Here is a 10745-nt window from a genome sequence, read left to right on the forward strand (position 1 = left end):
ACCCAACTCCCCTTCTGGAACCGCCCTCTTGCCCCAGCCCTCCTCCACCAAGTCCACCGACGCGACCGACATCGTCTTCAAGATTCTTCTTGGGGCCATCGCCGTCGGCGTTCCCCTGTCCAATCTCGCCTGGCTCGGCGGCCAGATCACCGCCTGGGCCACCGACTCCGGGCCCGGCGCCCCCTACCAGCCCGTTCAAGCCCTTCTGCACCCCGAACGGCTCTGGCCGGACCTGGGGGGAGCCGCCCTCCTGTTCGGCACCCGTGTCCTGCCCGGCGCCGTGCTGCTCGCCCTCGGCCTCACCGCCGCCGTGCTCTACAAGCGGCACAAGGGCGCCGGTGGCGGGCGCAAGAAGCGCATCGACGGCATGGCCAAGCACACGGACATCGAGCCGCTGATGTCCAAGGCCATCACCTCCAAAGCCCGTTCGCTGCGCCCGAGCCTGAAGGACGCCAAGCACATCGACGCTCGTGACACCGGCGTCCTTCTCGGCAACCTCCAGGGCACGAAGTACGAGGTGCGCATGGGGTACGAGGACGTCGCCGTGGCCATCATGGCGCCACGCTCCGGCAAGACCACCTCCCTGGCGATCCCCTCCATCCTCAACGCGCCCGGCCCGGTCCTGCTGACCTCCAACAAGGCGGCGGGCGATGCCTTTACCGCCACGCTCGACGCGCGGGCGAAGGTGGGCCGGACCTGGTCGATGGACCCGCAGCAGATCGCCCACGCCCGGCGCGAGATGTGGTGGAACCCCCTGGCCACCGCCAAGACCCTCGACGGAGCGGGCCGACTCGCCGGCCACTTCCTCGCCGCGAGCGTGGACGCCTCCCAGCAGGGCGACTTCTGGTCCAAGGCCGGATCCAACATCCTCTCCCAGCTCTTCCTCGCCGCCGCCCTCGACGAGCGCCCCATCACCGACGTGATGCAGTGGCTGGCCTTCCCCGCCGACCGCACGCCGCTCGACATCCTGCGCGACCACGGCTTCGCCGCAGTCGCCTCCCAGCTCAAGGGCACCGTCGAAGGCCCGCCCGAAACCCGCGACGGCATCTACGAGACCGCAAGGCAGTACGCCGCCGCGCTGCTGAACTCGGAGATCGCCGCATGGGTAACCCCGCAGAAGGACGTCGAGGAGTTCCGTCCGGAAGCGTTCGTCACCTCGACCGACACGTTGTACCTGCTCTCCAAGGACGGCGGCGGCGGAGCCAGCGCCCTGATCGCCGCATGCGCGGACTCGGTCATGCGGGCCGCGACCGCGCAGGCCGAGCGCGCCGGCGGGCGCCTGGACCCGCCGATGCTCGCGATCCTGGACGAGGCCGCGAACGTGTGCAAGATCAGTGACCTGCCGGACCTGTACTCCCACCTCGGCAGCCGCGGGATCATCCCGATCACCATCCTGCAGTCCTACCGCCAGGGCCAGAAGGTCTGGGGGGACGCGGGCATGGACGCCATGTGGAGCGCCTCCACGATCAAGGTGATCGGATCCGGCATCGATGACCCGGACTTCGCCGACAAGCTCTCCCGGCTGATCGGCGACCACGACGTGGAGACCACCTCCACCTCGCACTCGGAGTCCGGCAAGTCCACCTCCGTATCGATGCGGCAGGAGCGGATCCTGGCCGCCGACGCCATCCGCGCCCTGCCCAAGGGCACCGCACTCTGCTTCGCCACCGGCATGCGCGCCGCCATGCTCGACCTGCGCCCCTGGTATCTCGAGCCCGGCGCCGACGAGCTGTCCGCCGCCTCCGCCCGCGCGTCCAAGGGCATCACCGAGCGGGCCGTCGCCAAGGCCGCCCCCAAGCAGTCCGACTTCGACACCGCCGCGTAGACCTCGCCCTTCTCCCTCAACCGCTCGGCTTCGCGCACCGTCCCTCCCGACCTGCGCACCGACCGTCAGCACACCTGGAACCGCCTATGCCACAGATCCACGACGTCCCCGACGACTGGAACCCCCGCCATCGCTGCTGCCTTGAGTGCGGCAACAGTGACCCCGAGGTCACGCTGCGGGCCATCACCCACCCCGCAACGAACCAGCAGGCCCTCGCCTGCACCAGGCACATCGCGGAGGTCGACGCCGTCCTCGATTCCTTTGCATCCGCGCCGCAACCTCCGGCGGAACCGCCGATGCTCACCACCGCACCGGCGCCGTCCGCCGCACGCGCCCCTCGACACCGCTCCCGGGCATGACCGAGCCATCCGCCGACGCGTTGCTGTTCGAGGTGCCCCCACCGCCGACGCCCGTCGAGCGTCTGCTGGCCCTCGCCGACCACTACACCCAGCACAACGACATGCTCGACCTGCTGCTCGCCGACAGCGCCGAGCCCGATCCGGCGACACACGTCGCCGCCGCGCAGAACCTGGCCGCTGAGACCCTCGCCGTCATCCAGGCCATTCACGAGGAACGGCTCTATGAGAGCGCTGACTTGTCCGAAGCCGTCGTCCGGCTCAAACAGCTCGCCTACCTGAGCGCTGCCTCCGCCGGCCATGGCCCCCAGCTGGCCCGCGAACTGACCGCTCTGACCCCCGAAGCCGTCGTGGACAGCGCGACGCGCGTGGCCGGAGAGATACGGCGACGGCGCTTGAGCAACGCCTCACCACCCGAGGAATCGTTCTCCGCCGCGCAGCACACGGCTCTGCACGAGATCGCCCGCGGCCACGTCGTGGTCACCGGTTCCACCGACCGGCAGTACGTCCACCACCGCACGGCACGCGTGCTGATCAGCACGCTGCGGTCCCTGGAAGCCAAGGACCTCGTCGCACGCAAGGCCAACTCCGCAGCACCCGCCTATATCGGGGGGCCGCCCCAGGACCGCGTGCACCTCACCCCCACCGGAGCCACGGTCCTCGCCGCCGTCCTCACCCTGCCCCCAGCCGCCCCGGCGGGCCCCTCACCCCGCCCCGCGACCAGCACGAAGACGGCCAGCCGAAGCCGCTGACCCCCTTCCGGAGCACCATGCCCCCGCTCGACCTGAACGAACAAACGCAGCAACTGCGCTCCCTGGCCCAGGGGTTCGAGGAGCTGCACGACCGCGTGCGCGACCTCTCCTACTCCCCGGGGACGGACGCGCTGCACCAGATCACTCCGCTCCTGCTCAAGGCCCAGGAACTGACCGCCACCGCGCTCGGGCACCTGACGGCGATGGACAACAGCACGTACACGAGCGTCACCGGCAGCCGCGCCGGGCTGGAGGCTCTGTCCGCCACCGTCGCCGGCGCGTCCCTGGCCTGCACCGACCTTGCCGAGGCCATCTCCGCCAACCCGTACGAAGGGGCGCCCTTCGACGGGCATCCGGCTGACGACGCCCAGGTTCGCGCGGCGCGCCATGCCGAGGCCATCCCCCGCATGAACAGTCACCTCAAGGACGCCGCCCTGCAGCTCGACGTGGGGGCGACCGCCTGCCACTACCTCGCCACCAACATCAGCCGCAGCCTCCCGGCCGCCACGCCCCGCCCTCCACATGCCTCCCAGCACCAGGCCGGGCCCCGGCTCAACGACACCCAGTACAAGGCGCTGAAGTCACTGGCCCGGGGAGAGGGACGCCTCTACGAGAGGGTTCAGCACCAGGGACTGAGCGTGACCCGGGTCGCGGCGAAGGACGGCACCCGCATCTCCATCGTCACCTTCCGGGCCCTTGCCAAGCGCGGCCGCGTCACCACCGACACGAGCAAGTCCTTGCTCATCGGCCAGGAGATCGCGGTCACCGAGCAGGGACACCGCTCCCTGGCCCAGCACCGCCCAGCCGCTCTGTCCACCACGACGGCGGTGCCGACGCCCAATCCGCCTGCGGTGCATGCACCACGGCGATGACGAACCCCGCCCCTGCGGACCTGGATCCGCTCCAGGCACCCGTACCTCCGCAACTAGCGAAACACACACCGAGCAGCTCCCCTCCACCTGCGCGCTGAAGGCGCCCCGCACCGATTGGAATCCCGAGCCACCCCGATGACCGCCCAACTCTCCGCGCCCGAGGCGCTGCTGGCACTCGCCGGCGAATACAACCGGCACAACGATGCCCTCAACTCCCTGGCCATCATGGAGATCAACGGCACCAGCCCCGCGACCTCGGTCGGCAAGCAGATCCCCCGAACCCAGCACCTGGCCCACTCAGCGCTCCACATCGTCGACGCGCTAAACCACCAGCGGATGTACCACAGCCCCGGCATCCGCTCCGCCTACGCACGCATCCGACAGCTCGCCCATCTCGCCCTGGACGCGGCCGATCACCTCCTGGACGCCGAGGACATCCTCGACGACGCCCGCGTGGGCGCCCCCAGCGAAGACGGCCCGCCCCTGACACCCCAAGAAGCCCGATCCGAGGTGCGAGACCGCCTCGCCCTCGTGCGCGACCTGACCGCCCTCGGCGCCGACGACACGGTGGCCACCGCGGAACTCCTGGTCACCGAGATGCGGCGCCAACGCCTCCTGCCCGCCGACCAGCTGCTCGACCTCTCGCCCGCACAGCACACCGCCCTGCGTGCCGTCGCCCAGGGCCACGTGACGATCGACCGCCACGACGACAAGCCCAGGGTCAGCCGCGACGATCTTCGGATCAGCATCAGCACCATCCGCTCCCTGGAAACACGCGGACTCGTCGGCCGCGAGGAGACCCCACGGATCCTGCACGACGAACGCATTCACCTGACCGCCGACGGCTGCCGCACCCTGGCGGCCAGCTTCGGCCATGCACGGCCCCCCGCCCTGACAACCGCCCGCCCGGCACAGGTCAAGGCCGCTGCGTCGCCCGCGCGCTCCCGCTGACGCGCGCCCCTACCGCTGCCAGCCGCGTCACGGTCGTGCGGCCCCGCCTTCTCGCTCCGTCTGGAGATCCATACGCTCCCCGCTCACCCGACCCCGTACCAACTGGCCCGCGCTCTGGCCGACATGATCACGCCCGACATCGCGATCCGAGATGTCCTCATCGGCTACCGAACCCGCCCGCGGGTCGCCTCCCGTTTCGGCCACCGCAGTGGCGGCGGCTCCATCCACCACTACCTCGCAACCCTGCACCCCCGGCTCTACGGCCCAACGGCGGATCACGGTCCGCTACCGACCGACCTGGACGAGCTGCGGCTGTGGGCCCTCGCCCAGGCCGGTGAGCATCAACAGACGGCGGTCCTCGACCGCCTCGCCGCCCAGTTGCCTCATACAGCCCAGCTCCTGAAGCACCCGCTGCCCGAGTCCGCTGTTCCGGCACCCACCCGCGCCTGGCTGCAGGACGCCGCCGGCACTCTGCGCCAACTCGCCGACCAGATCCACCGCGTGAGCCCCGCCTTCGCCTGGCCCCACACCCCGGCGGAGCAGACGTCCCCGACCACGGGGATGTCTGGCCCCGACCCTGCTCCGCAGGACATCACCCGCGCCCTCGCCGACTTCATCTCGCCGGACGACGTCCCGCTCAGCTTTCGCCCGCACCCGCGCACCGGCGGGCGCTTCACCGCGCGGGAGGCGACCGCGACGGCCTTCGGCTCACTGCTGCATGCCCGACTTCACGGCCTGGAAGCCGCAGCAGCCACCCGACCGCAGCCGCGGGAGGAGCTGAACTGGTCCCTGCGCGCCGCAGCCGACCAGCAGGCAGCAGCCCTCGTCCGGCTCTCCGGCCAGCTGCACAGCGCGGCCGACATCCTCACCTGGGCCCAGCACTGGTCCCACTGGCGCCAGCTGCCCCGCGACATTCACGCCCAACTGGGCTGCGCCGCCACCGCGGTGCGTGAACTCGCCGACGGCATCAGCAAGATCCCCGCGCCTTCCCGGCGCCGCCCTGTCGGCGACGGCCGTGCTCGTGCCGCCCACCGCGCCGTCTCCGGCACCCCCACGGCGCTGACCCTCCCCCATCCCCTGCCTCATCCCTCAAGGACGCACCATTTCCGACTCCGAATCCCCCGCCTTCAAGTGCATTTCTCTAGGCGCTGGAGTTCAATCCAGTGTCATGCTCGCCCTGTCCGCCAAGGGCGTTCTCCCCAAGGTCGATTACGCGATATTCGCTGATACCGGCTGGGAGCCGCAGGCCGTTTATCGGCATCTCGACCGACTGGAGCGGGACATAGCCGAACCGGCCGGAATCCCCATCCTGCGCGTCTCCTCCGGAAACATCAGAAAAGACGCACTCGACCCGCAACACCGCTTCGCTTCAATGCCCCTTTACATCCTGAACCAGGACGGCAAGCCCGGGATGACCAGGCGCCAATGTACTGGTGAGTACAAAATTAAGCCACTGAAGAAGAAGGTGCGCGAACTCCTCGGGTACCCCTATCCGGCACGCATCCCGAGAGACGTCTACGTGGAGCAGTGGGTCGGCATTTCGACCGATGAATTCCACCGGGCCAAGGACTCGGACGTCAAATATATGCGCAACCGCCATCCACTCATCGATATAGGCTGGTCAAGAGCCGACTGCGTAAGGTACTTGACGTCCCTCGGGCTGGCAGACACACCGAAATCAAGCTGCCTTGGGTGCCCTTTTCACGGAAACGCGCAGTGGAGATCCATCCGGGACTCCTCACCACAGGAGTGGGCGGACGTGGTGGCCTTCGATGCGGCCATCAGGCAGGGAAATGCACGCGCCAACGCCACCGGCAACCGACTGCTGGGCGAGGCGTTCCTCCACCGCTCGCGCGTGCCGCTCGACCAGGCGCCGATCGACCATGTCACCGCCGCCGAATGGGCCGCCCTCCAGCAAGAACTCGGCGACAGCGCAGCAGACGCCCAGGAACTGGAAGAGGGCGTTATCGACGGCTGCTCCCCGTGGGCCTGCCGCGGTGAAGTCGAGCCTGTCCAGGACGACTTCGGGCTGGCCTCTTGATACTCGACCTGTTCGCCGGCCCCGGGGGATGGAGCCAGGCCCTGACCGTGCTCGGCGTACGGGACGTGGGCCTGGAATGGGACGAGTGGGCATGCAAAACCCGAGCGGCAGCAGGGCAGTTGACGATCCGCACCGATGTCGCCGCCTATCCCCTCTGGCCGTTCCTCGGCAGGATCACCGGGCTGATCGCGAGCCCGCCGTGCCAGGCATGGTCGATGGCCGGCAAACGCCTCGGGCTCGTCGACCAGCCCCTGGTCCACCAGGCCGTCGCCGACCTCGCTCAGGGGCTGGACACCCGCGACAAGCTGCTCGCCGCCTGCCGTGACGAACGCTCCCTGCTCGCCGCCGAACCCATGCGCTACCTGCACGCCCTGCACCAGCACGGCCAGCCGGAGTGGGTCGCGATGGAAGAGGTCCCCGATGTCCTGCCCTTGTGGCGCCAGTACGCCGCGATCCTGCGGACCTGGGGGTACTCGGCCTGGACGGGAGTCTTGAACGCGGCCGACTACGGGGTGCCGCAGACCAGGAGGCGGGCAATCCTGCTCGCCTCGCGCACACAGACCGCCGCGCCGCCACCCCCCACCCACGCCAAACTCGCCGAGCCCGACTCGCTGTTCGGTCCGGGCCGCGCCCGCTGGATATCCATGGCCGAAGCCCTGGGCTGGGGCGCCACCGACCGTCCCGTACCCACCGTCTGCGCCGGAGGCGGACCCGGCGGCGGGCCCGAACCTTTCCCCTCCGGCTCCCGCAAGACCCTCAGCGACGCCCGCGACCGCGGCACCTGGAAACCGCACCCGCCCGCCAACCCGGCCGTCGCTGCGGCGGATGGCCGGGCGGAGAAGGCCGTCCACTCCGAGAACCCCACCGTCCGAGCGATACCTGCGGCGTGGCGCTGGACCCTGCGCAACAACAACCAGGCCAACGCCACCGTCCGCACCATCGACGAGCCAGCCGGGACCCTGTTCTTCGGCCACCGGGCCAACGAGTGCGTGTGGCAGGCCGAGCCGGTCAACCCCACACCCCCGGGCACCGACCCGGCCCCCGACCCGATCCGGATCACCGCCGCCGAGGCCGGCATCCTGCAGACCTTCCCCGCCGACTATCCCTGGCAGGGCAACAAGGGCCAGGTCTTCAGCCAGGTCGGCAACGCGGTCCCGCCCCGCCTCGCCGCCCACCTGCTCGCACCGCACCTCGGCAAGTCCCTCACCCCCGACGACTTCACCCTGGCCGCCTAATGCCCCATTCCCCCTCCGACGACAACGACGACCTGGACGGCCTTCCGCCGCCCCCACCCGTGCACTACGCCGAACAATCCCTGCTCGGCGCCCTCCTGCTGGACCCTCACCGCCTCGACGAGATCGGCCCGCTGGATCCGGACCACTTCTCCAACCACACCCACGGCGAACTGTTCCGCGCCATGCGCACCGCGCCGGCCCCCGACGCCGAGCAGCACCGCACCAGCCCAGCCTGGCTGAACACCGTCCTGGACGCGGCCCGCCCTCACGCTCCCGGGCTGACCGCCTCCTATCTGCACACCCTCATCCAGGTCTGCCCCTGGCCCAAGCACGCGGTCACGTACGCGCGGATGATCCGCGCCGACCACGCCCGTCGCAGCCTGCGCATTCACGCCGAGCGGCTGGCCCAGACCGCGGTGGACACCACCCTGCCCCACCGCGCGAAGGCCACCGTCCAGCAGGCCGACGCCCTCGCCCGGTTCCTGGACGACCTCTCCGGCCGCTTCGCCGCGCACCCCGGCTCCCTGCCGCGCACCGCGCTGCCCCCATCCCCCGCCAGGGACACGAGCGAGGAAGCCCTCGACGAGGAACGCCTCCTGATCGCCACCGCGACCGCGTACCCCGCCGAGACCCGTCAGATGCGCTGGCTCGTGTCCGAAGACTTCGCGTTCCCACTGCATGCGGCGCTGTGGCAGTGCCTCACCGCGCTCACGCACCGCGGCGATGCCGTCGACCCGATCACCGTGCTCTGGGAAGCCCAGCACCGCGGCCTGCTCGCACACGACATCGCCCCCGCCGACCTGCTGGCCCTGCTCTCCACGCCCGTCGGCTCCCCCGAACACTGGGGCGAGAAGGTCCTGCAGCGCGCTCTGCTCACCCGCGCGCAGACCGTCGCCGTCAGCATCGCCGCCTTCACCGACGATCCGGCCAACAGTCCGCACCAGCTGATCACCGGCAGCCGACGGGCCCTGGCCGACCTCACCGCCGTGCGCTCCCGCTGGCAGCAGGCCACCAGCCCAGCACTACCGCGTACCGCCCGCCCGGCCCGAACCCCGGCTGCCCCTCGGGCCGGGCCGCCACCGCGGACCGCTCCAGTCCCTGTCCGAGCCACCCGCTAGAACCCCCGGTCCGGGCCGACCTCCTCGTCGGCCCGGACCGGCGAAACGAGCCCCCTATGCCCGACACCGCGCCCGACGCACACGTTCATCTCGCCCTGCACCCTGAGCACCCCAGCGCCGTCGTCGCCACCATCACCGGCAGCACGCTGCACACCGCCCGCGCCACCCTCGCCTCGGAAGGCTTCAGGCCAGCCAGCGACGACACGATGCTCCTCGTCCGCATCGACCACGAGGAGCCCCACTACGCCAACATCACCGCCAGCCTCCTGCGCGACACCGGCATCACCGTGGACATCAGCGACCAACTGCAGGAGGAGATCGACACCGAGTGGACCTGGGCCGACCATCCGATGACCTGGCTCGACCGTAACGAGATCCGGCTCGTATCCGCGGAGGCCCAGAAGATCCACGACGACATCCAGTCCGGCCGCCTCACCCTCCACCTGCACGCCCACGACGGCCACACCACCGTCGCCGTCGGCACCTACCAGCACGCCGACAGCGTCCACCTCCACGGCGAGAACCACCTGCGGGTCGTCAGCAGCTCCTACGACACCCCCGGCGAGGCCATCGCCGACTTCGAGCGCCTGTACGGCGATGCCGTCCGCCCCGGCCCGCCGCCGCCCACCGACACGGAACAGCAGGCCGCCCAGGCTCTCGCCGCCGTATCGACTTCAGCGCCAGCCATCGGCGCTGACGCACCGGTAAGACCGCCGGAGTCGAAGACGGAGTTGGTGCCGGTGTACGCGGCCGACCCCGGTGACCATGAAGGGCTGCTGGACAAGTTCCTCGAGGAACAGGGCGAGTGGGAGAAGTACCAGGCCATCCCTATTGAATCGGCGTGTTGAAGCCGATCTGACAGGGTGGCACGGTGAACAAGTGGCGTGTGTTCTGGGTCCCCAAGTCAGCGCCGATCACCCGAGCGCACGTACCTGTCCTGGCGGGCTGGACCGACCTGGCGGAGCGCGAAGCGTCAACCGGGATCCGGCCGGGGGATCCGATTCTGCTGGCGCCGGACTACCGCATCGACGAACTCCTCAGCCTGTACACGCGCAGCAGCCCGTTCCGCGCATACACGAAGGAGACGAAGCGGAACTACATCACGGACCTCTGCCTGTTCCTCAACTTCCTGTGGCAGCGCGGAAGGGTCTGGACGCAGGCGGTCGAGTCCGATGTCGACGACTTCCAGTTCTGGCGCCAGACGGCACCCGAGAACCCGCTGCGGGTGGGCGGGAACAAGTGGAACCGCGAACTGGCCGCGCTGATGAACCTGTACACGTGGGCGACGAAGCCGGGCAGCGAGTTCCTGCCACGTAACCCGGTGCCGGTGCATCGAGTAGTGGGCCGGCACGGGCAGGTCGTCGAGGTGCCCGACGGGAAGGCGAAGGACGCCCGGGGTAGCAACGTTCACTGGCTGACGCCCCGAACGTTTCGTCTGTGGGTGGACGTCGGGCTGCGCGGCTACGGCGCTGACGGGCTTCCCACGCGGGGCTGGGTGTTAGGCGGCACTGATCATGCTCACGGGTGGGGCATTCAGGGTGCCGATGGTTGAGAAGCGGACTGCCCCGCAGGGGCGGTCCCTGCGGGGCAGTTGT

At 70.1% G+C, this 10745-nt stretch carries 11 protein-coding genes; all 11 read left to right on the forward strand.

All coding sequences use genetic code 11. The features are described 5' to 3' along the window. The first annotated feature begins 28 nt into the window (after window positions 1–28). The 11 genes from OO63_RS15410 to OO63_RS15455 all read left to right on the forward strand — a co-directional run bounded on the left by OO63_RS15410 (window position 29) and on the right by OO63_RS15455 (window position 10702). A complete protein-coding gene (locus OO63_RS15410; protein WP_030359141.1) occupies window positions 29–1825 on the forward strand; it encodes a type IV secretory system conjugative DNA transfer family protein in 1797 nt (598 codons plus the stop codon). A gap of 86 nt (window positions 1826–1911) precedes the next feature. Further along, on the forward strand, window positions 1912–2184 hold the full coding sequence (locus tag OO63_RS45410; protein WP_157854007.1) for a hypothetical protein: 273 nt from the start codon (window positions 1912–1914) through the stop codon (window positions 2182–2184). Next, window positions 2181–2933: a hypothetical protein gene (locus tag OO63_RS15415; protein WP_030359140.1), complete on the forward strand. Its 753-nt coding sequence runs from the start codon at window positions 2181–2183 to the stop codon at window positions 2931–2933. Before OO63_RS45410 ends, OO63_RS15415 begins: the two co-directional genes overlap by 4 nt. Window positions 2934–2950: 17 nt before the next feature. Continuing rightward, window positions 2951–3805 (forward strand): hypothetical protein, encoded by an 855-nt coding sequence (locus OO63_RS15420; protein WP_063750408.1) that lies wholly within the window; start codon window positions 2951–2953, stop codon window positions 3803–3805. Window positions 3806–3940: 135 nt separating this feature from the next. Beyond that, window positions 3941–4756 (forward strand): hypothetical protein, encoded by an 816-nt coding sequence (locus tag OO63_RS46795; RefSeq protein ID WP_030359138.1) that lies wholly within the window; start codon window positions 3941–3943, stop codon window positions 4754–4756. 123 nt (window positions 4757–4879) lie between these two features. After that, window positions 4880–5983: a hypothetical protein gene (locus tag OO63_RS15430; protein WP_030359137.1), complete on the forward strand. Its 1104-nt coding sequence runs from the start codon at window positions 4880–4882 to the stop codon at window positions 5981–5983. Next, window positions 5925–6797 (forward strand): adenine nucleotide alpha hydrolase family protein, encoded by an 873-nt coding sequence (locus tag OO63_RS15435; RefSeq protein ID WP_030359136.1) that lies wholly within the window; start codon window positions 5925–5927, stop codon window positions 6795–6797. Before OO63_RS15430 ends, OO63_RS15435 begins: the two co-directional genes overlap by 59 nt. Continuing rightward, the gene (locus OO63_RS15440) at window positions 6794–8032 is read left to right on the forward strand and encodes a DNA cytosine methyltransferase (RefSeq protein WP_030359135.1); all 1239 of its coding nucleotides are present in this window, start codon (window positions 6794–6796) and stop codon (window positions 8030–8032) included. Before OO63_RS15435 ends, OO63_RS15440 begins: the two co-directional genes overlap by 4 nt. Beyond that, on the forward strand, window positions 8032–9150 hold the full coding sequence (locus tag OO63_RS15445) for a DnaB-like helicase N-terminal domain-containing protein (protein ID WP_030359134.1): 1119 nt from the start codon (window positions 8032–8034) through the stop codon (window positions 9148–9150). Before OO63_RS15440 ends, OO63_RS15445 begins: the two co-directional genes overlap by 1 nt. 56 nt (window positions 9151–9206) lie before the next feature. Then, window positions 9207–9998: a hypothetical protein gene (locus tag OO63_RS15450; protein ID WP_051810894.1), complete on the forward strand. Its 792-nt coding sequence runs from the start codon at window positions 9207–9209 to the stop codon at window positions 9996–9998. Between the two features lie 23 nt (window positions 9999–10021). After that, on the forward strand, window positions 10022–10702 hold the full coding sequence (locus OO63_RS15455; RefSeq protein WP_030359132.1) for a site-specific integrase: 681 nt from the start codon (window positions 10022–10024) through the stop codon (window positions 10700–10702). Window positions 10703–10745: the final 43 nt, after the last annotated feature.

The organism is Streptomyces alboflavus (genome assembly GCF_000716675.1).
GTDB classification, from domain to species: Bacteria; Actinomycetota; Actinomycetes; order Streptomycetales; family Streptomycetaceae; genus Streptomyces; species Streptomyces alboflavus.

Coding starts and splice junctions, on each gene's coding strand:
- OO63_RS45410 (WP_157854007.1), top strand. CDS start 1,912: ATGCCACAGATCCACGACGTCCCCGACGACTGGAACCCCCGCCATCGC.
- OO63_RS15445 (WP_030359134.1), top strand. CDS start 8,032: ATGCCCCATTCCCCCTCCGACGACAACGACGACCTGGACGGCCTTCCG.
- OO63_RS46795 (WP_030359138.1), top strand. CDS start 3,941: ATGACCGCCCAACTCTCCGCGCCCGAGGCGCTGCTGGCACTCGCCGGC.
- OO63_RS15430 (WP_030359137.1), top strand. CDS start 4,880: ATGATCACGCCCGACATCGCGATCCGAGATGTCCTCATCGGCTACCGA.
- OO63_RS15415 (WP_030359140.1), top strand. CDS start 2,181: ATGACCGAGCCATCCGCCGACGCGTTGCTGTTCGAGGTGCCCCCACCG.
- OO63_RS15435 (WP_030359136.1), top strand. CDS start 5,925: ATGCTCGCCCTGTCCGCCAAGGGCGTTCTCCCCAAGGTCGATTACGCG.
- OO63_RS15450 (WP_051810894.1), top strand. CDS start 9,207: ATGCCCGACACCGCGCCCGACGCACACGTTCATCTCGCCCTGCACCCT.
- OO63_RS15420 (WP_063750408.1), top strand. CDS start 2,951: ATGCCCCCGCTCGACCTGAACGAACAAACGCAGCAACTGCGCTCCCTG.